Genomic DNA, 25,431 nt, shown 5'->3' with positions numbered 1-25,431 from the left:
GCGGGCCGGATGCGGCTGGTGCCGCGCCCGGCGGCGGGGGGCGGGCCGCACCGGGCGCGGCCCCACGCCATCCTCGGCGCGCCCCGGCCGTCCCGCCACCGCCGCCGGGCCGAACGGGTCACGGGGCGCGGCGGCTTCCCCCACCCGCCGCGTGCCCGCTCCCGTACGCCGCCGGCAGGACCCGGCTCACCGCCGGTCGTCAGAAGCCGGTGAGCGTGGTCTTGCCGATCGACCTGCCCGACTCCAGGAGGCGATGGGCCCGGCGCAGGTTGGCCGCGTTCACCGGGCCGAGGTCCTGGGTGGCCGTGGTGCCGATGACGCCCGCGTCCACGAGGTGGGCGACCCGGGCGAGGATGCGGTGCTGCCTGACCCGGTCGGAGGTCCTGAAGAGCGAGCGCGTGAACATGAACTCCCAGTGGAAGGAGATGCTCTTCGGCTTGAGGACGCCGATGTCCAGGGAGTCGAAGTCGTCGATGGCGACGATGCCGCCGAAGGGGGTCAGCGCCTCGGCGTACGCCGCGAGGTTGCGGTCCGTGCCGGTGGTGCTGAAGACGTGGTCGACGCCGTCCGGCGCGACCTCGGCGAGCTGCGGGGCCAGCGGCCGGTGGTGGTCGACGATGTGGTGGGCGCCCATCCGGCGGGCGAAGGCGGCCGTCTCGGGGCGGGAGGCGGTCCCGATCACCGTCAGCCCGGTCAGGGCGTTGGCGAGCTGCGTGACGATCGAGCCGACTCCGCCCGCGGCGGCGGTCACCAGCAGTGTCCCGGTCCGCTCCACCCCGCCGTCGCGCAGGCCCAGCCGTTCGAAGAGGCCCTCCCAGGCGGTCAGCGAGGTGAGCGGCAAAGCGGCGGCCTGCGTGAACGACAGCGTCGCCGGCTTGGGGCCCACCAGCCGCTCGTCCACGACGTGGAAGCGGGAGTCGGCGCCCGGCCGGTCGATCGCGCCCGCGTAGTACACCTCGTCACCGGGGCGGAACAGCTCGGTGCGCGGACCGGCGGCGACCACCGTGCCCGCCGCGTCCCAGCCGAGCACCTTGGGCTCCCCGCCCGGGTCGGTGCGCTGCCGGACCTTGTGGTCCACCGGGTTGACCGCGACCGCCTCCACCTGGACCAGCAGGTCGTGGGGGCCGGGCCGGGGCACCGGCAGCTCCACGTCCAGCAGGCTCTCCGGGTCGTCGACCGGCAGGCTCCTGCGGTACGCGACGGCGGGCATCGTCTCGGGGTACTCGCTCATGGCAGGTCACTTTCACGTGCGTCCGGTTCGGGCGCGCTCGCGCGGCCCGTTGCGTCCCACGACGGTACGCAACGGGTAGTGGTTACCCGCAACGGCCACGAGTACCCGATGGGTACCATCGCAGCGTGACGACCATATCCGCGTCGTGCGACGATCCCAAGGACGTCTACGCGGCCGCCTGCCCCTGCCGGGACATGCTCGACCTGCTGGCCAACAAATGGAGCGCCCTCGCACTGGGCGCGCTGGAGGACGGGCCGTGCCGCTTCGGCGCGCTGCGCACCCGGCTGCAGGGCATCAGCCCCAAGGTGCTCACGCAGACCCTGCGCCGGCTGGAGACCCACGGCCTGGTCGACCGGCACGTGTACCCGCAGGTGCCGCTGCGTGTCGAGTACAGCCTGACCGCGCTCGGCCGGGACGCCTGCGTCCCCCTCGCCCACCTGCGCACCTGGGTCGAGGGGAACATCGACCGCTTCCCCGGGGCCGGGTGAGGCGCCCTCAGCGCCCCGCGCCGCCTGCCGCCCCCGTCCCCCGTACCCCGGCCCGTCCCCCGAGCGGCCCCGGGCACGGGCCGGCCCTACCGCCGGCACGGCACGAACGCCCGACCCTTCGTACGGCGCCGCGGCCGCCGCGTGGACCCGGGCACCCACGACGGCGAACGGCGCTCCCCCCGTTGGACGTTACGCCGAGTGGCCACGGCGGAACGGGTGCGCGGGGGCCGGCCGGAAGTGGCGCCGATCACTCACCCGACCGGGAATCGAAGCGCGCCACCGGTCGCTGACCAGGTACGGAGGGCTGTGGATCCCTGAGAGCCCCTGACCACAAGGAAGCTGATCCCATGTTCAAGAACATCCTCGCCGCCGTCGACGGTACCGCTCACGGCGCGGCGGTGCTGGACGCCGCCGCCGCGCTGGCCCAGCAGACCGCGGGGACCGTCCACGTCATCCACATCCGCCCCTCCCAGGTCGTCTCCGGCGGGCTCACCGGCGGCGCCATCGTCACCGCCGAGGAGAGCGCGGAGGGCCGGAAGGTCGTGGACGACGCCCTCGACAAGCTGCGGGCGGAGGGAATCACCGCCGACGGCGAGGTGGACGAGGGCCTGCGCGAGGACCTGGCCGGCATCCTCGTCGAGCGCGCGCAGGCCCTCGGCAGCGACCTCATCGCCGTCGGCCCCGGCCACTACCACGGCATCTCCGCCCTCCTGCACACCAGCGTCAGCAACGGGGTGGCCAGGACGGCGCCCGTGTCGGTCCTGCTGGTACGCAGCGAGGCGTGAGCCCGGCGTGAGCCGGGGGAGGGGGCCGCGGGCGGCGGACCCCTCCCGCCACCGGGAGCGCCCGGCGTCGACCGCGCCCGCCGGGTCGCGACCGCGCCGGACACCCGCGCGCGGACGCCGTCGCCCGGCCGGCGCGGACCGGGCGGCAGCCGCCGGGCGCGGGCGGGTCAGCCGTGTTTGGCGACGGTGAGCAGCACGGCCGAATCCTCGATGGCGTGCAGGCCGTGGCGGGCCGACGGCAGGGCGAGCAGGTCGCCGGAGCGGCCCTCCCACGAGGTGTCGCCGGCGTCGAGCCGGACCCGTCCGCGCAGCACCAGCAGGGTCGCCTCACCCGGGCTGTCGTGCTCCGCGAGGTCGGTGCCGGCGGTCAGCGCCAGCACGGTCTGGCGCAGCACATGCTCGTGGCCGCCGTAGACGGTCCGGGAACTGCGCCCGGTCGAGGAGGCCGCGGCGCGCTCCAGGTGCTCGCGGGCCTGTGCGTCGAGGGAGAGTTTCTGCATACCACCAGTGTCCGGCATCGCGGGCCGCGAACCGCGGCGCGCCGTGCGCACGGGCGCGTGTGCGGCGGGTGGTACGGACGGGGCCGGGGGACGTACGGGCGGCGGGCGGGACGCCCCCGGGAACAGCCGGCCACATCCGGATGAACATTGGCGGACCCCGGTCCGCCGGTGGCGCGGCCGGCCGCGCCGCGCGGCTAGGGTCAGCGGCCGTGACCTCTGCCTTTGCCCTGGAAGACCGCGCCGCGGGCGGCCCCGCCGTCCGGCACCGTACGCCGCCGGCCGCACGCGCCGCGGCCGCGGTCGCCGTCGTCGCGGGCGCCGCCTCGATGTGCTGGAGCGGCCTCAACCACGACGTGCGCTACGTCCTCGGCGGCATGCGGGCGGCCGGCCGCGGCGGCTACGGCGCCTCCGGCACCTTCGTGCACCGGCCGCTCGCGTACCGATGGCTGCTGTCCGGCCTGGACCACCTGACCGCAGGGCCGGTCGCGTTGCGCGAGGCGTGGATACGCCTGCTGGTCGTCGTCCTCACCGCGGCCCTCGCCTGGTGGCTGCGCTCCGGGCTCGCCCGCCGGCTGCCGCGCCGAGAGGCGGACGCCGTCGCCGCGGCCACCGGTCTCGCCCTGCTGTTCGCGCCGCCGTGGGACTTCCTGCAGCCGGAATGGGTGGCGATCTGGCTGGCGGTCGCCGCCCTGGCCGCGGGACTCGGGCCGCGCCGGGCGCGGTGGGCGGTCCCCGCCGCTGGTGTGCTGACCGCGCTGGTGGTGCTGGTCAAGTACACCACCGCGCCGACCGCGCTGCTGCCGCTCGGCGCGCTGATCGCTCTGGACCGCCGCCGCGGCCGGTGGACCGCCGCGGCCGCCGCGCTGGCCACCCCGGCCGGGTTCGCCCTGGCCATCGCCGTCCAGCCGCGCGAGTGGCGGTGGTTCAACGAACTGTCCGCGCTCAACCCCGGCACCCCGCTGCAGGACGGCTTCCACGCCCGCGACCTCGGCCTGCTCGTCGACACGGTCGGCACCGAAGCGCTGATGAACCCGGTGGTGGCGCTGCTGCCCGCCGCCGTCGTCCTGCTCGCCCGCGGCGCGGCGACCCGGCGGGCGCGCCGGGCGTGGCCGCTGCTGACCGGGGCCGGTGTCGCGGCGGTGCTGGTCGCGCTGGTCGTGCAGGGGCAGTGGTTCCAGTACCACCTGGCCGCCCTGCCCGTGCTCGGCGCCGCGCTGTGGGGGCTGGCGCTGGCCCGCCACCCGCACCGGTGGACGGTCGCGGCCACGGCCGTCCTGGGCGCTGCCACCCCGCTGCTGGCCGGCCGGTCGCTGTCCTGGCGCAGCGCCCACGCGAGCCTCGCCTTCACCCTGGTCGCGGTCGTCGCCGCGGCCGCCGCCGGCGCCGCCGCCGTCCTCGGGTCGAAGACGCCGCCGCGGTACACCACCGCCGCCGCCCTCGTCCTGGCGCTGGCCGTCCCCGCGTGGCCCACGACCCCCTACTCGTACGACACCCGGCACTCCACCTTCACCGCGCTCGAACGCGCTAGGACCCGGCACGAGCTGGGGCGGTGGCTGGACGGGGTGCGGGAGCGGATCGGCTCCGCCACGCCCGTCACCTATCTCGCCTTCGGGGACGTCGGGTACCTGCTGGGCAACCCGACGCACTGCCGCTACCCGACGCCGGACTTCCTGCAGCGCACGCGCTACGACCGGGCCGTCACCGGCCAGGTCAGCTACCGCGAGAACCTGCGCTGCCTGGACGACCCGCGCACCCGGTACGCGGTGCTGGACACCTTCTGGTTCCCGCTGGGCCAGGTCGCGCCGGAGGTCGCCGCGCGGGTGCGGCAGCGCTTCGACTGCGCCGCGCCGGTGGCCGCCGACCCCGCGTACCACCTGGTGATCTGCCCCAGGCGCTGAACGGCGTCTCCCGGCCGCCGCCCGGTGAGCGCCCCGGTCGGTGATTGACTCGGTGTGCACACTCAGTGTACACACGGGGTCATGACCGTTCCCATGACGCTCCTCGGGCTGCTCGAACGCGAGCCGAGCCACGGCTACGACCTCAAGCGGGACTACGACACGTACTTCTGCCGCGGCAAACCCCTCCTGCTCGGGCAGGTGTACTCGACGCTGGCGCGCCTGGCCCGCGACGGGAAGGTCGTGGTCGGCCCGGCCGAGCCCGGATCGGGCCCGGACCGCAAGCGGTACGTCATCACCGACCTCGGGGCCACCGAGGTCGAACAGTGGCTGACCGAGCCGGTGGAGTCCGAAGCGCCGCTGCAGACCGAGCTGTTCACCAAGGTCGTACTCGCCCTGATGCTGGGCCGCGACGCCCAGGCGTACCTCGACGTCCAGCGCGCCGCACACGTGCGGCGCATGCGGGAGCTCACCGAGATCAAGCGCACCGGTCCGCTGGTCGACAAACTCCTGGCCGACCACGGCATGTTCCGCCTGGAGGCGGACCTGCGGTGGATCGAGGTCACCTCGGCCCGGCTCGGCGCGCTCGCCGAGGAGGTGCGCGGATGACCGCCGCGCAGGCGCCCGGGGCGCCGCGTACGGGGGAGTTCCTCGTCGAGGCGCGCGGCGTCACCCTGTCCTTCGGCCGGACACCGGCGCTGCGCGGCGCCGACCTGGCCGTGGCGGCGGGCGAGATCGTGGCCGTCATGGGCCCGAGCGGCTCCGGCAAGTCCACACTGCTGCACTGCCTGGCCGGCATCCTCGTGCCCGACGCGGGGGAGATACTGTTCGACGGCCGCCGGGTGGACCGCATGCGCGAGAGCGAGCGCAGCGAACTGCGCCGGGACCGCTGCGGTTTCGTGTTCCAGTTCGGCCAGCTCGTACCCGAACTCACCGCGGAGGAGAACGTCGCGCTGCCGCTGCTGCTGCGCGGCTCCCGCAGGGCGGCGGCGCTGGCCTTGGCCCGTGAGTGGTTCGGCAGGCTCGGCCTGGACGGCCTGGAGCGGCGCAGGTCCGGCGAGCTGTCCGGCGGCCAGGCCCAGCGGGTCGCGCTCGCCCGGGCCCTGGTCGCCGGCCCCGACGTGCTGTTCGCCGACGAGCCCACCGGGTCGCTGGACTCGCTCACCGGGGAGCAGGTGATGGAACTGCTGGTCACCACCGCCCGTGAACAGGGCACCACCGTCGTCGTCGTCACCCACGAGGCCCGGGTCGCCGCCTGCGCGGACCGCGAGATCATGGTCCGCGATGGCAGGGCCATGTCGCTGTCGGCGGGACGGACCGCCTCGTGAACCGTCTCGTACGCCTCGGGCTGCGGCTCACGCTCGGCGGCGGCAAGGAGGCCGCCGCCCGGCTGGCCGTCATCACCGCCGCCGTGGCGCTGGGCGTCGGGATGCTGCTGAGCACCCTCGCGGCCCTGAACGCCACCGGCACCCAGAACGACCGCTACGCCTGGCTGAACACCGCGGTGGGCGACGACCCCCGTCCGGCCGCCACCGCCCGGCCGGACGCCGACCCGCTGTGGTGGATGCTGCGGGCCGACGGCTTCCGCGGCAAGCTCATCGGCCGCCTCGACGTGGCCGCGACCGGCCCGCGCTCGCCGGTGCCGCCCGGCATCCCCCGGCTGCCGGGACCCGGCGAGTTCTACGCCTCGCCCGCCCTGGCCCGGCTGCTGGCCACCACCCCGGCCGCCCAGCTCGCCGACCGCTACCCCGGCCACCGGGTCGGAACCATCGGCGACGTGGCGCTGCCCGGACCGGACTCCCTGATCATCGTCATCGGCCACCGCCCGGACGAACTGTCCGGCAACCGCATGGCCCAGCGGGTCACGTCGATCACGACCACTTCGCCGAGCCGATGCGACGGCAGCAACTGCGAGGTGGCCGGCACCGACAGCAGCGGCATGGACCTCATCCTGTCGGTGGTGTCCGGCGCCCTGATCTTCCCGGTCCTCGTCCTCATCGCGACCGCCACCCGGCTCTCGGCGACGCGGCGCGAACAGCGCTACGCCGCCATGCGCCTGATCGGCGCCACACCCCGGCAGATCTCGGTGATCTCGGCCGTCGAGTCGACCCTGGCCGCGACCGCCGGCGTCGCCGCGAACTTCGCGCTGTTCTTCCCGATCCGCCCGCTGCTGCGGCAGGTGAACTTCACCCGCACGCCGTTCTTCCTCGGCGACCTGTCGCTGACCCCGGCGGACGTGCTGCTGGTCGGCCTCGGCGTCCCGGTCGCGGCCGCGGTCTCGGCGTGGATCGCGCTGCGGCGGGTGCGGATCTCACCGCTCGGCGTGACCCGGCGCGTCACCCCGCGCCCGCCGCGCGCCTACCGGCTCGTCCCGCTCGTCGCGGGGCTCCTGGAGATCGCCTGGTTCATCGGCCGGGACCCGAGCACGAGCGGCGGCCAGGTCCGCGCGTTCCTGCCGGGCATGCTGCTGGTCATGGGCGGTATCGTGCTCGCCGGGCCGTGGCTGACCATGGTGGGAGCCGCCTTCATGGCGCGCCGCACCGGCCGGCCCGCCCCACTCGTCGCCGGACGCCGGCTCTCGGACGACCCGAAGGCGGGCTTCCGGGCCGTCAGCGGGCTGGTCCTCGCCCTGTGCGTCACCAGCGGCGCGGTCGGGATCATCACCTCCATGGTCGCCGAGCGCGGCATACCGCAGGGCGGCCCGCAGGTCCGCCACACCGTCGTCGGCGACTACATCGACTACAGCCACTACGACGACCGGCTCACCGGCACCGCCGCCTCGCCGTCCGACGCCCTGCTGGGCCGCCTGCGCTCCGTACCGGGTGTGCTGGGGGTGACCGTGGTCCACGAGGACCCGCACTTCACCCGCCGCCAGGGCGGCGACGGTTTCGGCGGCGGCCTGGCCTCGTGCGTGCAACTGGCCACCACGCCCGTCTTCGGCGCCTGCCCGCCCGGGGCCGAAACCGCCGCGGTCGCCGCCGACTTCGCCGGCATCGGCTTCCAGGACCCGGACCGTCCCTGGCCCACGGTGTGGCACGCCGCCGCCGCGGGCCCCGACGGGCTCCAGCGGCTCCCGGCCCTGCAGGTGGTCGTCGTCACGGACGGGTCGACACGGGCGGAGGAGCAGGCCCGTACCCTCCTGGCCACCGCCTATCCCGACCAGCGGGTCCCGTACACCCTCGCCGAGGACCGGGCCCGCGCGTCCCAGGAACTCGACGGCTACAAGCAACTGGCCGACGTGGTCGTCGCGGTCAGCTTCCCCGTCGCCGGCTGCAGCCTCGCGGTGAGCGTGGCCGGCGGTCTCAGCGACCGCAGGCGCCCCTTCAGCCTGCTGCGGCTGACCGGGGTGCGGCTCGGGGTGCTGCGGCGGGTGGTGCTGCTGGAGAGCGCGGTCCCGCTCGTGGTGGTCTCCGCGGTGGCCATCGCCACCGGCTTCCTGGCCGCGCACCTCTTCCTCAAGGCGCAGCTGGGGTATTCGCTGCGGGCGCCGGGCGGCGAGTACTACCTCATCGTCGGCGGCGGGCTCGCCGCGGCCCTCGCGGTGATCGCCTCCACCCTGCCGCTGCTGCGCCGGATCACCGCCCCGGAGACCGTCCGCAACGAGTGACCGGCCCCCGGGGCCGATCGTCGCGCGAGGGGTCCGTACCGGCGACCGGTACGGACCCCTCGCCCCGGTGCGACCAACGCCCCGTCGGGAGAGATCCCGTCAGGAGGACGCCGGGAAGCGCGGGAAGACGCAGTGGATGGGCGGCGGGCCCGGGTCACCGGGGGTGGTGGTGACCGTGACACCGGTGCCCGAGGGGGACAGGTCGGTGCGGCTCAGTGTGATGTTCGCGTACTTGGCCGTCACCGCGGTGGCGTCGAGGTCGACGTCGCGCAGGGTGATCCCGGACGGCTGGTCGGGGCTGTAGCCCTCCAGGTCCGAGGAGGCGCCGGGCACGGACCGGACGGCCTTGGCGCGGTCGATGGTGACGGACTTGAACCAGGGGATGGTCGTCCCGGTCGGCGCGGCGTAGTTCGGGGTGATGACGATCAGGTTCTGGACCCCGGTCATGCAGGTGTCCAGGTACGTGGTGTTGGTGACCGTGCCGCCCTTGCCCGGGTAGCTCTTGATGCGGATCCCGTTGTTGAAGCTGCTGACGTTGCCCCAGATGTCCTTGCCGTCAAGGGTGTTGTGCTCGATGAGCATCGAGTCCAGGCCGTAGGTGGTGCCGCTGCCGATGGACAGCCCGTGCGTGCCGTAGCAGTGCATGTGCTCCACGGTGACGGCGGACTCGGCCGCGTTGTTGGTGGTCATCGCCACGCAGTCGTCACCGGTCATGATCGAGGAGTTGGTGACCGTGACATCGGTGCTGGAGTCGATGTTGACGCCGTCGGTGTTGAGGGTGTCCGCCGGGGTGGCGACCTTGATGCCCCACACGGTGGCGCCGATGCTCTGGCTGATGAACAGGTGCATCTTGGCCGCGTGGGTCAGCGTGAGGTGGTAAAAAGTCACGTCGTCGGCCTGGTTGGACTGGATCAGCCGGGGGTTGACCTGCGCCAGTCCCTCCTGCTTGGCGGTGTTCGCCTGGTCGTACCACGACGTCGTGGTGCCGAGGATGGTCTGGTCGCCGCGGCCGTCGACTGTCCCCTCGCGGCCGGCCCGCCGCACCCCCTCGACGCCCGAGTCGCGGCCCGTGACGGTGATGAAGGGGTTGCAGCCGGTGCCGCTGGCGCCGATCGAGCCGCACACGGCCTTGCCCGGCTGCTGGTACGCGGCGGCGTCACGGGTGGCGAAGAGGGTGGCGCCCGCGTCGACCACCAGGAACTCCCCGGCGCGCACGGTCAGCGGGTCGGACAGGAAGGAGGCGTCGGCCCCGGCCGCGCTGAGCAGCACGCTCCGGCCCGACCCCGCGCAGGCGTCCAGTGCCGCCTGGATCCGGGCGGTGTCCGGGGGAGCGGTCTCGGCCGCGTCGCCGAACACGCGGGTGCCGCCGGGCAGAGCCGCGGTGAGCCTTAGGCAGACGGCCGGCAGGCGCGGCTCGCTCACCTGCCGCGGGTCGCCGGCGGTCCGCACGGCGCGCGCCGCGGACAGGGCGACCGGGTTCCAGCCGTCCGGGCCGGCCAGGTAGCTGCCGGCGGTGTACCCGGCGGCGGTGGCGGCGTCCAGGACCGGCCGCGCCGCGGAGGTCCTGGTCACGGAACCGGGTCCGGTGTTCGCGTACTCGCCGTACCGGCCGCTGGTCCAGGTCGCTCCGGAGATGCCCAGCCACGGGCCGCCGGTGTTGACCGCCTGCGGCAGCACCGTGTTGCGGATGACCACCTGCGGGTCGGAGTCGGAGCTGGGCTTCCAGGCCCGGCCCAGGTACAGCGCGTTGTTGGCGAGTGTGGTGTTGACCGTGGAGCCGGTGACGAGGATGCCGTACCGGTGCGCGGCGGGAGTGGCCGGCGCGGTCAGGTACGCGCTGCTGTAGATCCCGTCGTTGAGGGCGTCGATGGTCGAACGGTCCACCACCAGGGTGCCGTTGCCGAAGATGAAGTCGACGTCCCCCTCGATCCGCGAGTCGTAGACGTACTGCCGCAGGTCCACGCTCGCGCTGGAGCCCCAGGTGAGCAGCGTGTCCTGGTGGCCGTAGAAGACGTCGTGCAGGTACTGCTGGCGGTCGCCCTCCATCGCCAGGGCCACGGCCTGGGTGCCGCTGACGCCCGGGTGGGCCCTCTTGTCGAAGGTGTTGGCGAACGTGAGGTACTCGGCCGTGAAGTCGTTCGCCTTCGCGTGGACGGTCGCCGAGCCCTCGGTGCCGTAGGGCTTGCCGGTGCTCGGATTGGTCTCGTCGTGGTAGTCGGCGGAGGTGATCACCACATCGGCGGGGTTGCTCGTGGCGCCGCGCAGGGTCAGGTGCAGCTTGGTCGCGGGGATGTCGACCCGCTCGGTGTACGTGCCCGCGGCGATGGAGATCACGTACGGCGTGGCCGAGCGGTCGGGTACGGCGTTCACCGCGGCCTGGACGGTGCGGTACTGGGCGCCGCTCTTGGCGACGGTGAGGACCACGGGTGCGGTGGCGTCCCGGGTGGGGGTGACGGCGGAGGCATGGCCGACGGGGCCGCACAGCAGGAGTGCGGGCACGCCGAGCAGACCCGCCGTGAACCGGCGGAGTTTCATGAGGCCCCTCATGGTGTCGGTGTGGGGGGAGCCGGCGCTCCGGGGCCGGAACGCCGCGATCCGGAACAGGTGTTGACGTTCACAGCATCGTGCAGCATGTCTCATATATGAGGCGCAGGCGAGAGTACGGGCACCGGGAACACCCGTCAACGGCTCTCGGCGCGACCGGCGTTGGCCGGTCGGGACTCCGCCCTGCTCAGCCGTTGCGCGACCCCTTGACCATTCCTGCCCGGGGGCCTAGCGTCATGGCGTCTCATATATGAGATCTTATTGCCGTCGGGATCGACCGCACGCTTCCCTCGTGGCACGCCACTTCCCCGAGTACGAGACCTTCGCCCGACCATCCCCGACCAGCAGACTTGCGAGCACGCCGCCGCCGGGCACGCGCCCGGCGGCGCGAAGCGGAGTAAGGGGCAAGCCCATGACCTTGGAGACGCGGACTCCGGCCGCCCGGCTGGAAGAACTGCGCGCCCGACTGGCGACCGTCGTCGCGATACCGGTCACGCCTTTCCGTGAGGACGGCAGCGTGGACTGGGACAACCACGCCGAGCTGATCGGCCGGCTGGTCCGGCACGGTGTCGAGGTCGTCACCCCCAACGGCAACACCGGCGAGTTCTACACGCTCACCGAGGCGGAGACCAGGCGCGCGGTGGAGTCGGCGGTCGCGGCCGCCGACGGCCGGGCCGAGGTCATGGCCGGGGTCGGCTTGGACGTCGCCGGCGCCGTGCTCGCCGCGCGGCACGCGGCCGAGGCCGGCTCGGCCATGCTGATGGTGCACCAGCCGGTGCACCCGTACCGCTCCGCCGAGGGCTGGATCGACTACCACCGGCACATCGCCGACGCGGTGCCGGAACTCGGCGTCGTCCTCTACGTACGCGACCCGCGGATCAGCGGCGGGCAGATCCGCGCCCTCGGCGAGCACAGTCCCAACGTCATCGGCGTGAAGTACGCGGTGCCGGACACCGTGCGGTTCGCCTCCGTCGCGCGCGACGCGGGTCTTGACCGGTTCACCTGGATCGCCGGACTGGCCGAACTGTCCACCCCCGGCTACTGGGCGGTCGGCGCGACCGGGTTCACCTCGGGCCTGGTCAACGTGGCGCCGGCCCTGTCGACCGCCCTGCTGCGGGCGCTGCGCGACGGGAACTACACCGGGGCGATGGAGGTGTGGCAGTCCGCGCGCGCCTTCGAGGAACTACGGGCCGCGGACGCCTCCGCGGACAACGTCAGCGTCGTCAAGGAGGCGCTGGCGCAACTGGGGCTCGCCGGCAGGACCGTGCGCCCGCCGTCCCGGGTGCTCCCGCCCGACCTGCGCGAACGCGTCGCCGGGCTGATCGAGCGGTGGCGCGCGGAGGGCCGGCTGTGACCGGCCGGGCCGCATCCCAGCCCAGGGCCCCGGCCCGGCCCGCGGCGCCGCCGACCAGCGCCCGCCACCGGACCCGAACCACCGACCACCCCCACCACCTCGACGAAGGGCCCCCACAGACATGTCCGACGCCGGCACCCCCCGTACCAGCAGCCACGCGACCGACCCCGCCCCCGTCACCGCCGCAACCCCCGCGGGCCCCGCCAGAGCCCTGTCCCGCCGCCGGGTGCTCGGCTCGCTCGCCGGCGCGGCCGCCGCCGGCCCCGTACTCGCCGCCTGCGGCGCGCCCAGCAGCGGCACCAGCTCCAAGCCGGCCCCCAGCACCCTGGCGACCGCCCCGTCCAAGCCGGTCACCCTCAACATCCTGGACGTCGCCGGCAACCTCGCCCTGACCAAGCCGGCCATCGAGGCGTTCAAGGCCGCGCACCCCGGCTCGGTGTCCAAGATCACCACGACCACCGGCACCGCGCCCGAACTCGCCCCCAAGGTGCAGGCCCAGCAGCAGGCGGGCAACGTCCAGATCCAACTCGTGCTCACCGGCACCGACGGACTCGCCGCCGGGATCCAGAAGGGCCTGTGGTACGACCTCAAGCCGTACTACACCACCTTCTTCCCCGGCCTGATGGACAACTACCAGCCCGGGGCCGCCTCCATGGCCGCCCTCGCGCAGGACCAGGGCATCGAGCTGGTCTGGACCCCGAGCGGGCCGCTGGTGGAGTACGACCCCGCCAAGGTCGCCCACCCGCCCACGACCACCGACGCCCTGCTGGACTGGGCCAAGGCCAACCCCGGCAAGTTCCAGTACGCCCAGCCCCGCAACTCCGGGCCGGGCCGCACCTTCCTGATGGGCCTTCCGTACCTGCTCGGCGACTCCGACCCGACGAACCCTGCCACCGGCTGGTCCAAGACCTGGGCCTACCTGACCGAACTCAGCAAGTACGTGGACACCTACCCGTCCAAGACATCGGCGACCATGACGAACCTCGCCCAGGGCACCGTGCACATGATCGCCAGCACCATGGGCTGGTACATCAACCCGCGGGCGCTGGGCACCGTGCCGGCCGCCATGAAGGCCGCCAAGTTCGACAACCCCACCTGGGTCAGCGACGCCCAGTTCGGCGTCATACCCAAGGGCGTCTCGGACGACGAGCTGATCGCGGCGCTCCAGTTGCTCGCCTTCCTGCTCGCCCCCGAGCAGCAGGCCGTCACCTACGACGAGGGCTACTTCTACCCCGGCCCGGCCGTGAAGGACGTGCCGCTGAGCAAGGCGCCCGCGTCCTCGCAATCGGCCCTGCAGAGGTACGGCGACACCGAGTTCGACTCCTGGATCTCCGGCAGCACCATCAAGAACTCGCTGCCCGCCACCGCCCAGGTCACCGCCTTCGACCTGTGGGACAAGAAGATCGGCTCGTCCAAGTGAGCACCGGGACCGACATGACCTCCAGTCAGAAGGCGCCCGCCGCGGCGGGCGCCAAGGCGCACCCCGCCTCCCAGCTCGGCGAGCTGTCGCTGCGCGGCATCAGCCGCGCCTACGGCTCCCACCTGGCGCTGCACCCGCTCGACCTGACCATCAGTGGCGGCGAGTTCGTCGCCCTGCTCGGCCCCTCCGGGTGCGGCAAGACCACCGCCCTGAACTGCCTGGCCGGCCTCCTCCCGCTGACCGCGGGCGAGATCGTCCTGGACGGCAGGCGGATCGACACCGTGCCGCCCGAGAAGCGCGGATTCGGCATGGTGTTCCAGAACTACGCCCTGTTCCCGCACCTGACCGTGCGCGCCAACGTGGCCTTCGGGCTGAAGATGCGCGGTGTCGCCAAGGCCGAGACCAACCGGCGGGTCGAGGAGGTCCTGCGCCTGGTACGGCTGGGCGAGCAGGCGCACAAGCACCCCGGGCAGCTCTCCGGCGGCCAGCAGCAGCGGGTGGCGATCGCCCGCGCGATCGTGATGGAGCCGGCCCTGGTGCTGATGGACGAGCCGCTGTCCAACCTGGACGCGGCGCTGCGGCTGGAGATGCGCAGCGAGATCCGGCGCATCCACCAGGAGTTCGGGCTCACCACCATCTACGTGACGCACGACCAGGAGGAGGCGCTGTCGCTCGCGGACCGCCTCGTGGTGCTGCACGCCGGGCGGGTCAGCCAGATCGGCACCCCCGCCGAGCTCTACGAGCACCCGGCCGATCCGCACGTCGCCGCGTTCATGGGCTACCGCAACCTGCTGCCGATGGACGTGGTCGCCACCGACGCCGGCGGTACGGTCGCGCAGCGGCCGGGCCTGCGGCTGACCGGGACCGTCGTCGGCCCGCGGGCCCAGGTGGCGGCCGGCCGGCAGGTGACGGTCGCCATCCGCCCCGAGGACCTGCGCGTCGCGGAGGCGGACGAGCCGCCGATCGGCGAGGCGGTGGCCGAGGTCGTGGAGTACCACGGCCGCGTCCTGCACGTCGAGGCGATCACCCCGCACGGCGACCGGATCCACCTCAAGGCCCGCGGCCAGGTCCGTCCGGGCGACGCGCTGTCCCTGGCGGTCGACCCCGACCGGGCGCTGTTCTTCCCACCGGTGGGCGAGGCAACGCAGCCGGACGGCGGTCCCGCGACGCAGGCCCCCGGCGCCGGCGGCGGTCTCGGCGAGGCGGTGTCCTGATGGCGGGCCTGCCCATGACCTCCCAGGCCGCCCTGCCGGACACGCGGCCGAAGGCGGCCCTGCGGCACCGGCTCGCCGAGCGGGGCGTCGACCGGACGCTGCTGCTGGCCGTGCCCGGCGCGCTGGCCGTGATCGCGCTGTTCTGCTACCCCTTCCTGTACGGCCTCCAGCTCTCCTTCCAGCCGGCCAAGGGCGGGACGCTCGGCGCGTACCGGCAGTTCTTCTCCGAGCCCTTCGCCCGCAAGTCGATCTGGGCCACCTTCTCGCTGGCCATCCCGGCCTCGGTGATCAACGTCGGCGTGTCGGTGCCGATCTCGTACCGCATGCGCCGCGAGTTCCGCGGCAAGCGGCTGCTGCTGGCGCTGCTCGTCGTCCCGATCACGCTGGGCACCGTGCTCACCGCCGAGGGCATCCTCGAGTTCTACGGCCCGGCCGGCTGGTTCAACCGCACGCTGCACCTGCTGGGACTCACCGACTCACCGGTCCGGCTGACCATGAACTACACCGGGGTGCTGCTGTCGCTGCTCATCAGCGGCTTCCCGTTCGCCTACCTGCTGACCCACTCCTACCTGTCCGGTATCCACCCCAGCCTGGAGAAGGCCGCCGCCACGCTGGGCGCGGACTGGTGGCAGCGCTTCCGCTACGTCACCTTCCCGCTGCTGCTGCCCGGGCTGATGACCACCTTCTGCCTGAGCTTCGTGATGGCCTTCGCCGTCTTCCCCTCCGCGATGATGGTCGGCGACCCCAACGGCAGCACCCACGTGATCTCCATCGAGGCCTACCAGGCCGCCCTGGAGCGCTTCGACTACTCCCAGGGCTGCGCGGACGCGATGATCATGACCGTGCTGATGTTCGCCGTCCTCGGCGCCGTCACCGCGCTGCGCTCCCGGCTGTACCGCGGATCCACCGGAGGCAAGGGATGAGCGCACAAGCGGCGGCTGCCGCTCCCGTACGGCGGCGCGGACTGGTGCTGCGCCCCGGCACCTGGCTGACCTGGGCCGCGCTGACGTTCTTCTTCGTCAACCTGCTCGGCGTCATCGCGACCGTGCTGGTCAACTCCTTCGGCCGCAGCTGGTTCAACCACTGGCTGCCGAGCGGCTGGACCCGCCACTGGTACGGCGACGCGTGGAACGAGTTCGACCTCGGCCGGGTGCTGTGGACCACCGTCGAGGTCACCTTCCTGGTGGTGGCGCTGTCACTGGTGCTCGCCGTCCCGGCGTCCTACGCGCTGGCCCGGCGGGACTTCCCCGGCAAGAGGCTGCTCACCACCCTGTTCGTCCTGCCCATCCTGGTGCCGCCGATCGCCTACGGGATCCCGCTGGCGACCGTGCTGTACAAGTTCCACCTGGCCGGGTCGATCACCGGCGTGGTGCTGGCCAACCTGGTGCCGTCGATCCCCTTCGTGGTCTTCACGATGACGCCGTTCATCGAGCAGATCGACCCGAAGATCGAGGCGGCGGCCCGGATGTGCGGAGCGTCCACGTGGACGGTGTTCACGCGCATCCTGTCGCCGCTGCTGCTGCCGGGCATGCTCGCCGCGGGGATCCTGGTCCTGGTGCGCACCTTCGGCATGTTCGAGCTCACCTTCCTCACCTCGGGCCCGACCAGCCAGACGCTGATCGTGGTGCTGTTCTCCGCGGTGAACTCCGCCGGCATCCGCAGCACCCAGTCCGTCGACGCCATGGCGGTGCTCTACACGGCCACGATGGCGGTCCTGCTGCTCGTCGCGCTGCGCTTCGTCAACCCCACCCAGCTCGTCGCCCGGCAGTCCGACTGACAGGAGGCACGGCCATGTCGGACACCGCCCCGAGCCGGCGCGCCCTGCTGCGCTCGGCCGTCGCCGTGAGCGGCGCCGTCGCGGCGGGCGCGATCCCCCGCGGCAGCGCCCTCGCCGCCGGCGTCCCGCCGACGGCCGGCCCGCCGGTGGCCCTCGCCCCGGACCGGCTCGCGGACCGCGCGGCCGACCGCATCGTCGCGAGCATCCGCCGCCCCCGCATCCCGCGGCGCGACGTCCCGATCACCCGCTTCGGGGCGGTCGCCGACGGCGCCACCGACAACACCGCTGCCATCGCCGCCGCCGTCGAGGAGGCCGCCCGGCGCGGCGGGGGCCGCGTCGTGGTCCCCGCAGGCCGCTGGGCCACCGGCCCGATCCACCTGCTCTCGCGGGTGGGGCTGCACGTCGAGGCCGGTGCCACGCTCGCCTTCAGCACGGACCCGGCGGCCTACCTGCCCACGGTCCACAGCCGCTGGCAGGGCATCGAGCTGATGAACTACTCACCGCTGATCCACGCCTACGGGCAGCACGACATCGCGATCACCGGTGAGGGCGTGCTCGACGGGCAGGCGTCCGCCGCCAACTGGTGGGCCTGGAAAGGCGTCGACTCCACCGACTTCACCGCCTTCGAGGCCACCGTGAACGCCGGCCTGCCGGTCGAGCAGCGCGACGGGACCGCCTACCACTTCCGCCCCGCCTTCGTGGAGCCCTACGCCTGCGAGCGGGTCCTCATCGAGGGCGTCACCTTCACCAACTCGCCGTTCTGGCACCTGCACCCGACGCTGTGCCGGGACGTCGTGGTGCGCGGCGTCACCGTCAGCTCCACCGGACCGAACACCGACGGCTGCGACCCCGAGTGCTGCGACGGCGTGCTGGTGGACCGGGTCTCCTTCGACTGCGGGGACGACTGCGTCGCGATCAAGTCGGGCCGCAACGCCGACGGGCGCCGGGTCAATGTCCCCAGCCGGAACATCGTCATCCAGAACTGCACCTTCGCCAATGGCCACGGCGGCGTCACCATCGGCAGCGAGATGACCGGCGGAGTGCGCGACGTGTACGCGCGCGACCTGACCATGACCAGCGCCGGCCTGCAGTCGGGCCACCGCCTGAAGACCAACTCGGTACGCGGGGGCTTCATCGAGAACACCCACGTGCACCGGGTCGACGTCAGCGCCGTCGGAGGACCGCTGCTGCTGATCGACTACAACTACGGCGAGGGCGACACGGGCACCTTCCCGCCGACGGTGACCGGCGTCAACCTCAGCCACTGGAACGTCGCCTCGGCCGTCCAGGGCTGGAACATCCAGGGATACGCCGCCGACCCCGTCGGCACGGTACGGCTCGCCGGCATCACCGTCGCGGGGGCGACGAGCCGGCCGAACGTCGCCCTGAACGTCAGCGACCTGGAGCTGACGGACGTGGTGATCGACGGACAACCGCAGTGAGCGCCCGCCGGGGCGCTCCCGACCCACGGAGAGCCGCATGAGATTCCGACGCCGCCCGACCCGCCGGGCACTGGTCACGGTGGCCGCCACGGCCGCCGCACTCGGCTGCGCCGTACCCGCCGGCGCAGTCCCGGCGCCGGCGGGTACGGCGCCGGCAAGCGCGGTCGCGCGGTTCCACACCGCGGGCCGCGTCGAGGCGTCCTCCGGCGGGTACGTGTCCTACTCCTGGCCGGGCGTCTACTTCGAGGGCCGGTTCCGCGGCACGGGCGTCGGCATCGTCCTCGACGACTCGGCCAACGACTACGACGTCCAGATCGACGGCGCCACGTCGGCCACGCTGCTGACCCCCGGGACGACCACGTACTGGGTCAAGGGCCTGGCCGACGGCGTGCACAGCGTGCGGCTGGTCAAGCGCACCGAAAGCACCGGGGCCGTCGGCCGGTTCGGCGGGTTCACGGCGGCGCCCGGAGGGGCGATCCTCCCCGCGCCGCGCGCCCGGCACCGCCGGATCGAGTTCATCGGCGACTCCTACACCGCGGGGTACGGCAACGTCTCCGGCACGCGCGACTGCTCCACCAACGGGGGAGTGGAGCGCAACTCCGACGCCGACCTGTCCTTCGGCGCGCTCACCGCCAAGAGCCTCGGCGCCGACTACCAGCTCAACGCCTACTCCGGCCGCGGCATGGTCCGCAACTACAACGGCGGCGACCCCGGGACCGACTTCCGCACCTACTACGACCGGGCCCTCATCGACGTCCCCGGCGACGTCTGGAAGGTGCCGCGCGACTGGCGGCCCCAGGTCGTGGTGGTGGGCCTGGGCATCAACGACTTCTCGACCGCCCTCCACCCCGGCGAGCGCTGGACCAGCACCGACGACCTGGTCAGTGCCTACGAGTCCGCGTACCAGGGCTTCCTCGACAAACTGCGGGCCCGGTACGGACCGCGCACGCAGATCGTGGTCAGCGCCACCGCGGTGTACGGCACGACCGCCTTCGCCGAGGCGGCCCAGCAGGTCGTACGCGACCGCAACGCCCGCGGCGACAGCCGGGTCGGCTACTGGTATTACGACGACCCCACCCTGGACCACCTCGGCTGCGACTGGCACCCCTCCGCCCACGACGACCAGGTCATCTCCGGCCTGCTCGACACCTACCTCGCCTCTCTCCACCTGCGCTGGTAGCCCTGCCGCCGACCGTCAACCGTCCTGCTGACGGCGAGAGTTGGCGGACGCGGGAGCTTGACGCGGTATTGGTCTAGTCCTACCGTCTTCGGAGCGCCCCCACGTCACGTCGGTGTCCGCGGTTCACTCCTGTGAACCGGGGTCCCGGCTGTCCGCTACCGGACCGACCGGAAGGCAACCCCCCATGATCAGACCCCGTCTGCGGACCAAGGCGATCGGCGCCCTGGCCGCCGCACCAACCCTCGCGGCCGGCCTGCTGTTTGCCGCGGGTGGTCAGGCGCACGCCGCCGCCAACCCGGGCCCGGGCTTCCCCGCCCAGTACTCGGCGCCCTACACCGAGGTGTGGAACTCGCCCTCGGCGATGGCGAGCGCGATGAACGCCACCGGCGACAAGTACTTCACCCTGGCGTTCGTCATCGACGGCGGCGGCTGCAACGCCACCTTCAACGGCGACACCTCCGTCACCGACGCGAGCTGGACCTCGGCCATCAACAGCCTGCGGGCCTCCGGCGGCGACGTCATCGCCTCATTCGGCGGCGCCAGCGGCACCGAGGAGGCGCTGGCCTGCGGTTCGGTGTCCGCGCTCGAAACCCAGTACAAGCGGGTCGTCGACGGGCTGAACCTCACCCGGCTCGACTTCGACATCGAGGGCGCCGCGCTGGACGACACCGCCGCCAACGACCGGCGCAACCAGGCCCTGGCCGACCTGCAGCAGCAGTACGCGGCCCAGGGCAGGCGGCTCGACGTGGACTACACCCTGCCGGTCGACACCACCGGCCTGCTGTCGGACTCGCTGAGCCTGCTGAACAACGCCAAGAGCCACGGCGTGAACGTCAACCTCGTCAACATCATGACCATGGACTACGGCCCCTCCATGGACATGGGCCAGGCCGCCGTCAGCGCCGCCCAGGCCCTGCACGACCAGCTCGGGCAGATCTGGACCGGCAAGTCCCCGGCCCAGCTGTGGGCGATGGAGGGCAACACGCCGATGATCGGCGTCAACGACTCCAGCAACGAGGTCTTCTCCCTCTCCAACGCCCGGACCCTGGAGAGCTTCGCCCAGTCCAACGGCATCCAGGAGCTGTCCTTCTGGTCGCTCGGCCGCGACAAGGCGTGCGCCACCAACGGCGGCGCCGCGCAGAGCGACTGCAGCGGCGTCTCCCAGTCGCCGTACCAGTTCACCGGCGTCTTCCAGCAGATCACCGGCGGCGCCACCCCGCCGCCCACCGGCGCCACCGGGCCCATCGGGTCGGGCTACAGCGGCAAGTGCGTGGACGTCGCCGGCGCCAACAGCGCCAACGGCACCGCGGTTCAGCTCTACGACTGCAACGGCACCGCCGCCCAGTCCTGGACGGTCGGCGCCGACGGCACGCTGCGGGCGCTCGGCAAATGCATGGACGTCACCGCGGCCGGCACCGCCAACGGCACCCAGGTTCAGCTCTACGACTGCAACGGCACCGGCGCCCAGGTCTGGCAGAAGGGCAGCGGCAACACCCTGGTCAACCCCGCCTCCGGACGCTGCCTCGACGCCACGGGACCCAGCTCGGCCAACGGCACCCGGCTGCAGATCTGGGACTGCTTCGGCGGCACCAACCAGCAGTGGACCCTGCCGTCCTGACACCGTACGACACCTCACCACACGTGACACACCACGGCACGTCACACACCACGACACGTCGTGCGCACGCGAAAGCGCCCGCCCCCGGCCGGACCCACGGCCGGGGGCGGGCCCGTCCGGGGCCGGGCGGGTGTCAGGCCGGCGCCCCGCCCCGGTCGCCGTCGCCCGCACGGGACGCGGCCGTCCCGGCTGCCTCGGTTGCCGGAGCCTCCGGAGCCGCCGGGGCGCCCTCCGCGTACAGCCAGCACAGCGCGCGGTGGCCGCCGTCGCCGCCGGACGGCGCGGGGACGGGCACCTCCGGGGGCCGCTGGGCGCACACGTCCATCGCGAAGGGGCAGCGCGGCCGGAAGCGGCAGCCGTCGCCGACGACGATCTCCCGCCGTTCGGCGTCGCGCCGCGCCCGGGCGGCCTGGCGCACCCGGCGGGCCTCGCGGATCTGCTCGCGGGTGGCCGCCGTGCTGGGGGCCGCGGCGGCCAGCAGCCGGGTGTACGGGTGCCGCGGGTCCAGGATCACCTGGTCGCTGGGCCCTCGCTCGACGACCTGACCGCGGTACATCACCATGATGTCCGCCGAGAAGTGCCGTGCCGTGGCCAGGTCGTGGGTGACGTACAGCAGCGCCAGCCGGCGGTCGCGCTTGAGGCGGTCCAGCAGGTTGAGGATCTCCAGCCGGATCGACACGTCCAGCATGGAGACCGGCTCGTCGGCCAGCAGCACGCTCGGCTCCGGGGCCAGCGCCCGCGCGATGGCCACGCGCTGGCGCTGACCGCCGGACAGCTCGTGCGGACGCTTGCGGGCCACGTCGGCGGCCGGTGTGAGGTTGACCTGCCGCAGCAGTTCGGCGACCGCCTCGTCGGCCTGCTCGCCGCGCCGGGCCCGCCCGGTCGCCAGCAGCGGGCGGCGCAGGTGGTGGTCCACGGTGTGCGAGGGGTTCAGGGAGGCGAAGGGGTCCTGGAAGACCATCTGCACCGCCCTGCGGTACTCCCGGGCCCGCACCTGCTCCCGGCCGTCGAGCAGGATGCTGCCCGCGGCCGGCCGCACCAGCCGGGACAGCGCCCTGAGCACGCTGGACTTGCCGCTGCCGCTCTCGCCCACCAGGGCCAGCGTCCGCCCCGCGTCCAGCGAGAACGACAGGCTGTCCACCGCGCGAAACGGCTTGCCGCGCGCCGCCGCGTACTCGACGGTCAGATCGCGGACTTCGAGTGCGCTCACGGTGCGGTTCCTTCGTCGGGCGAGGGCGAGGGCGAGGGCGAAGGGGTGGCGTCGGTGTCGGGCCCGGCCTCCCGCGGGCGGTGGTCCGGGTCGTGCAGGTGGCAGGCCGCGGTCCACGGCCCCGGCCGGTCGGACACCTCCAGCAGGCGCGGCGCCACCGTACGGCAGGGCTCGAAGGCGTCCGGGCAGCGGTCGGCGAAGGCGCAGCCGGGCAGTTCGCCGCGCAGGTCGGGCGGCGAGCCGGGGATGCCGCGCAGTTCGCGCCGCTGCCCGGTCAGGTCCGGGAAGGAACGCAGCAGGCCCTGGGTGTACGGATGGGCGGCCCGGCCGGCCAGGTGCTCGGCGGGGGCGTACTCCACGACGCGCCCCGCGTACATCACCGCGAGCCGGTCGCTGATCTCCATCAGCAGGTTCAGGTCGTGGGTGATGAAGATGACGCTGAAGCCCAGTTCCTCGCGCAGCCGCTCGATCTCGTCGAGGATCTCGCGCTGCACGACGACGTCCAGGGCGGTGGTCGGCTCGTCCATGATGACGACGTCCGGCTTCAGGGCCAGCGCCATCGCGATGACGACACGCTGGCGCATGCCGCCGGACAGCTCGTGCGGGAAGCTGCGGGCCCGGTCCGCGTCGATGCCGACCATCTCCAGCAGCTCGCGGGTGCGCCGCGCGCGGTCCTCCTTCGGCAGGTCCGGCAGGTGGGCCCGGAAGATGTCGTCGAACTGGCGGCCCACCGTGGTGACCGGGTTGAGCGCGTTCATCGCGCTCTGGAACACCATGGACAGCCGGCTCCAGCGAAAGGCCCGCAACTGCTCGTCGTCCAGGCCGAGCAGGTTGATCCCGCCGCCCTCACCGCCGCCGCCCCCCGCGTCACCCCCTCCTCCGCTCCCTGCGCCGCCGTCGCCCTCACCGAAGACGACGGTGCCGCCGGTCATCCGCGCGGGCGGTTTGAGCATCCGGGTGATCGCGTACGCGAGTGTCGACTTGCCGCAGCCGCTCTCGCCCGCGATGCCCAGTACCTCGCCGCGGTGCAGGCGCAGGCTGACGCCACGCACCGCCCGGGTGGCCTGTTCGCCGTCGTACTCGACGTGGATGTCATCGGCCCGCAGCACCACGGGGGCCTCGCGCGGCGCGGCGGCGCCGGCCGGGTCCGTCGTACCGGTGGCGGTGGCGCTCATCGGGCGGCCTCCTGTCGCTCGGACAGCCCCCGGCGGGGGAGCTTGGCGGGGCGGTAAACCCGCAACTTGGGATCGAGCACCTCGTCGAGCCCGAAACTGATCAGGGACATGGCAGCGCCGAACACCGCGATGCACAGCCCCGGCGGCACGAACCACCACCACGAACCGCTGGACAGCGCCTCGGCGTTCTGCGCGAAGTACAGCATGCTGCCCCAGGTCAGCCTGCTGGGGTCCTGCAGACCGAGGAACGCCAGGCCCGCCTGGGTGAGGATGGCGAAGATCACCGCGAAGATGAACTGCGAGACGATGATGGCCGCCTCGTTCGGCAGGATCTCCACCAGGACCACCCGCCAGCGCCGCTCCCCGTACAACCGGGCCGCCAGCACGTAGTCGCGGGTGCGCAGCGACAGCGTCTGCGCGCGCAGCACCCGGGCGGGCGCGGCCCAGGAGGTGATCGCGATGACCCCGATGGTGGCCATCACGCTGCCCCCCTTGGTGTACGAGGAGATCACGATGACCAGCGGCAGGCCCGGGATGACCAGGAAGACATTGCTGATCATGGACAGTGTCTCGTCGGCCCAGCCGCCCAGGAAGCCGCCGCCGATGCCGATCACCACCGACACCGCGGTGGACAGCGCCGCCGCGGCGACGCCGATCAGCAGCGAGGCCCGGGTGGCGACGATGAGCTGGTCGAAGACGTCCTGACCGGTCTCCGTGGTGCCCAGCCAGTGGGCGCCGGACGGCGGCTGCGCCAGGTCCAGGCTCAGGCCGTTGGGATCGCCGGCGAAGAACGGGCCGACGAGCGCGGTCAGGACGAACAGGCCGATCACGATCAGCCCGATCATCAGCCGCGGTGAGCGGCGTACGGTGCGCCAGGTCCGGCTCAGGGCCGCGGCCGGGCCGCGCCCCGAGCGGGCGGGCAGCGGCGGCGGCGTCCCGACCGGAGCTGCGGAAGTGATGTCTGCGGTGGTCATCGGGCCGGCCTCGTTCGCGGGTCGATGAAGCCGTACAGCACGTCCACCAGGAAGTTGGCGGCCAGTACGGCGAAGGTGATGACGAGGAAGATGGCCTGCATCAGCGGATAGTCGTTGTTGCCGACCGCCTGCAGGAGTTGGTAGCCGATGCCCTGGTAGGAGAACACCATCTCCATCACCAGGCTGCCGCTGATCACGAACCCCAGGGAGATCGCGAAGCCGGCCACCGAGGGCAGGACGGCGTTGCGCGCCGCGTAGCCGAGCATGATGGTGCGCGGGCGCAGCCCCTTGGCCTCGGCCGCCGAGACGTAGTCCTCGGACAGCGTGGAGACCATCATGTTGCGCATCCCGAGCAGCCAGCCGCCCACCGAGCTGAGCACGATGGTGATCGCGGGCAGCAGCGCGTGCCGCAGCACGGAGGACACGAACTGGCCCGACCAGCCGATCGACAGCGCGGGATCGTAGGAGAACTGGTCCGGGAAGACCGTCCACACCTGCGTGAACAGGTAGATCAGCAGCAGCGCCACCCAGAAGTACGGGATCGCCGCCAGGAAGGTGGTGGCGGGCACCAGTGAGTCCAGCCAGGTGCCGCGCTTCCAGCCGGCCACCGTGCCCAGACCGATGCCGAGCACCGCGCTGATCACGGTGGCCGTGCCGACCAGGCCCAGCGTCCACAGCATCGACGACCGCAGGATGTGCGAGACGGGCGTCGGGAAGTACGTGATCGACAGCCCGAACCTCAGGTGCGCGACCGAGGACAGGTAGTCCCAGTACTGGCTGAGGATGCTGCCGTGGCTGAGCCCCAGCATCTTCTCCAGCGTCTGCTTCTCGCTCGGCGGCACCTGTCCCTGCTGCGCCTGCCGGGCCAGGATCATGTCCACCGGGTTCCCGGGGATCAGGCGCGGCAGGACGAAGTTGAGGGTGACCGCCACCCACGCGGCGATCAGGTAGAAGCCGAGTTTTCGAAAGATGAACCGCATGCCGGGGGTGCTCCTTGCCCTGGACGATCGGCGGTGG

Annotated in this window: 21 protein-coding genes; 14 read left to right on the top strand and 7 right to left on the bottom strand. The window is 73.0% G+C overall.

What is annotated here, in order from left to right; all coding sequences use genetic code 11:
- Positions 1 to 199: 199 nt before the first annotated feature.
- Entirely contained in the window at positions 200 to 1,231 is a 1,032-nt protein-coding gene (locus tag K7G61_RS32520) for a zinc-binding alcohol dehydrogenase family protein (RefSeq protein ID WP_225850730.1), read from the bottom strand.
- A 125-nt stretch (positions 1,232 to 1,356) separates the two neighbouring features.
- Between K7G61_RS32520 and K7G61_RS32515 the strand changes: the two genes are divergently transcribed.
- Both K7G61_RS32515 and K7G61_RS32510 read left to right on the top strand, forming a co-directional pair.
- A complete protein-coding gene (locus K7G61_RS32515) occupies positions 1,357 to 1,719 on the top strand; it encodes a winged helix-turn-helix transcriptional regulator (protein WP_374204317.1) in 363 nt (120 codons plus the stop codon).
- A gap of 347 nt (positions 1,720 to 2,066) precedes the next feature.
- Positions 2,067 to 2,504 carry a universal stress protein gene (locus K7G61_RS32510; RefSeq protein WP_225850729.1) on the top strand — a complete coding sequence of 146 codons (438 nt, stop codon included), beginning with the start codon at positions 2,067 to 2,069 and terminating at the stop codon, positions 2,502 to 2,504.
- Between the two features lie 167 nt (positions 2,505 to 2,671).
- Here the strand turns inward: K7G61_RS32510 and K7G61_RS32505 are convergent, their stop codons facing one another.
- Positions 2,672 to 3,004 (bottom strand): cupin domain-containing protein, encoded by a 333-nt coding sequence (locus tag K7G61_RS32505; protein ID WP_225850728.1) that lies wholly within the window; start codon positions 3,002 to 3,004, stop codon positions 2,672 to 2,674.
- Positions 3,005 to 3,213: 209 nt separating this feature from the next.
- On the opposite strand from K7G61_RS32505, the gene K7G61_RS32500 reads away from it, so the two are divergent.
- The 4 genes from K7G61_RS32500 to K7G61_RS36710 all read left to right on the top strand — a co-directional run bounded on the left by K7G61_RS32500 (position 3,214) and on the right by K7G61_RS36710 (position 8,506).
- On the top strand, positions 3,214 to 4,902 hold the full coding sequence (locus K7G61_RS32500) for a hypothetical protein (RefSeq protein ID WP_225850727.1): 1,689 nt from the start codon (positions 3,214 to 3,216) through the stop codon (positions 4,900 to 4,902).
- Positions 4,903 to 4,983: 81 nt separating this feature from the next.
- Positions 4,984 to 5,508 carry a PadR family transcriptional regulator gene (locus K7G61_RS32495; protein WP_225850726.1) on the top strand — a complete coding sequence of 175 codons (525 nt, stop codon included), beginning with the start codon at positions 4,984 to 4,986 and terminating at the stop codon, positions 5,506 to 5,508.
- Complete coding sequence (locus K7G61_RS32490; RefSeq protein ID WP_225850725.1) at positions 5,505 to 6,227, top strand: ABC transporter ATP-binding protein; 723 nt, start codon at positions 5,505 to 5,507, stop codon at positions 6,225 to 6,227. The genes K7G61_RS32495 and K7G61_RS32490 overlap by 4 nt, the downstream gene beginning before the upstream one ends.
- Entirely contained in the window at positions 6,224 to 8,506 is a 2,283-nt protein-coding gene (locus K7G61_RS36710; protein ID WP_263985133.1) for an ABC transporter permease, read from the top strand. The genes K7G61_RS32490 and K7G61_RS36710 overlap by 4 nt, the downstream gene beginning before the upstream one ends.
- 99 nt (positions 8,507 to 8,605) lie before the next feature.
- Here the strand turns inward: K7G61_RS36710 and K7G61_RS32475 are convergent, their stop codons facing one another.
- Positions 8,606 to 11,041 (bottom strand): pectinesterase family protein, encoded by a 2,436-nt coding sequence (locus tag K7G61_RS32475; RefSeq protein WP_225850723.1) that lies wholly within the window; start codon positions 11,039 to 11,041, stop codon positions 8,606 to 8,608.
- Between the two features lie 421 nt (positions 11,042 to 11,462).
- Here K7G61_RS32475 and K7G61_RS32470 point away from each other — a divergent pair, with 421 nt between their 5' ends.
- The 8 genes from K7G61_RS32470 to K7G61_RS32435 all read left to right on the top strand — a co-directional run bounded on the left by K7G61_RS32470 (position 11,463) and on the right by K7G61_RS32435 (position 21,055).
- A complete protein-coding gene (locus tag K7G61_RS32470; RefSeq protein ID WP_225850722.1) occupies positions 11,463 to 12,404 on the top strand; it encodes a dihydrodipicolinate synthase family protein in 942 nt (313 codons plus the stop codon).
- Between the two features lie 121 nt (positions 12,405 to 12,525).
- On the top strand, positions 12,526 to 13,824 hold the full coding sequence (locus tag K7G61_RS32465) for an extracellular solute-binding protein (RefSeq protein WP_263985132.1): 1,299 nt from the start codon (positions 12,526 to 12,528) through the stop codon (positions 13,822 to 13,824).
- Positions 13,825 to 13,838: 14 nt separating this feature from the next.
- Complete coding sequence (locus tag K7G61_RS32460; protein ID WP_225850720.1) at positions 13,839 to 15,038, top strand: ABC transporter ATP-binding protein; 1,200 nt, start codon at positions 13,839 to 13,841, stop codon at positions 15,036 to 15,038.
- A complete protein-coding gene (locus tag K7G61_RS32455) occupies positions 15,038 to 15,961 on the top strand; it encodes an ABC transporter permease (RefSeq protein WP_225850718.1) in 924 nt (307 codons plus the stop codon). The genes K7G61_RS32460 and K7G61_RS32455 overlap by 1 nt, the downstream gene beginning before the upstream one ends.
- Positions 15,958 to 16,815, top strand: a complete 858-nt coding sequence (locus K7G61_RS32450) for an ABC transporter permease (RefSeq protein WP_225850716.1) — start codon at positions 15,958 to 15,960, stop codon at positions 16,813 to 16,815. Before K7G61_RS32455 ends, K7G61_RS32450 begins: the two co-directional genes overlap by 4 nt.
- 14 nt (positions 16,816 to 16,829) lie before the next feature.
- Positions 16,830 to 18,257, top strand: a complete 1,428-nt coding sequence (locus tag K7G61_RS32445) for a glycoside hydrolase family 28 protein (protein ID WP_225850714.1) — start codon at positions 16,830 to 16,832, stop codon at positions 18,255 to 18,257.
- A gap of 37 nt (positions 18,258 to 18,294) precedes the next feature.
- The gene (locus K7G61_RS32440) at positions 18,295 to 19,437 is read left to right on the top strand and encodes an SGNH/GDSL hydrolase family protein (RefSeq protein WP_225850713.1); all 1,143 of its coding nucleotides are present in this window, start codon (positions 18,295 to 18,297) and stop codon (positions 19,435 to 19,437) included.
- Between the two features lie 184 nt (positions 19,438 to 19,621).
- Positions 19,622 to 21,055 carry a chitinase gene (locus tag K7G61_RS32435; protein ID WP_225850711.1) on the top strand — a complete coding sequence of 478 codons (1,434 nt, stop codon included), beginning with the start codon at positions 19,622 to 19,624 and terminating at the stop codon, positions 21,053 to 21,055.
- 133 nt (positions 21,056 to 21,188) lie between these two features.
- Here K7G61_RS32435 and K7G61_RS32430 read toward each other — a convergent pair whose 3' ends face one another.
- Genes K7G61_RS32430 through K7G61_RS32415 form a run of 4 tightly spaced genes read right to left on the bottom strand, consistent with a single transcriptional unit; the run spans position 21,189 to position 25,394 of the window.
- Positions 21,189 to 22,265 carry an ABC transporter ATP-binding protein gene (locus K7G61_RS32430; protein WP_225850709.1) on the bottom strand — a complete coding sequence of 359 codons (1,077 nt, stop codon included), beginning with the start codon at positions 22,263 to 22,265 and terminating at the stop codon, positions 21,189 to 21,191.
- Positions 22,262 to 23,440: an ABC transporter ATP-binding protein gene (locus tag K7G61_RS32425; protein WP_225850707.1), complete on the bottom strand. Its 1,179-nt coding sequence runs from the start codon at positions 23,438 to 23,440 to the stop codon at positions 22,262 to 22,264. Before K7G61_RS32425 ends, K7G61_RS32430 begins: the two co-directional genes overlap by 4 nt.
- The gene (locus K7G61_RS32420) at positions 23,437 to 24,414 is read right to left on the bottom strand and encodes an ABC transporter permease (protein ID WP_225850705.1); all 978 of its coding nucleotides are present in this window, start codon (positions 24,412 to 24,414) and stop codon (positions 23,437 to 23,439) included. The genes K7G61_RS32425 and K7G61_RS32420 overlap by 4 nt, the downstream gene beginning before the upstream one ends.
- Entirely contained in the window at positions 24,411 to 25,394 is a 984-nt protein-coding gene (locus K7G61_RS32415; RefSeq protein ID WP_225850704.1) for an ABC transporter permease, read from the bottom strand. Before K7G61_RS32415 ends, K7G61_RS32420 begins: the two co-directional genes overlap by 4 nt.
- Between the last annotated feature and the right edge of the window lie 37 nt (positions 25,395 to 25,431).

This window comes from Streptomyces sp. HPF1205 (genome assembly GCF_020400825.1).
GTDB lineage: Bacteria > Actinomycetota > Actinomycetes > Streptomycetales > Streptomycetaceae > Actinacidiphila.
The sequence above is the reverse complement of the archived record's forward strand: the minus strand, read 5'-3'. Positions and strand labels throughout refer to the sequence as shown.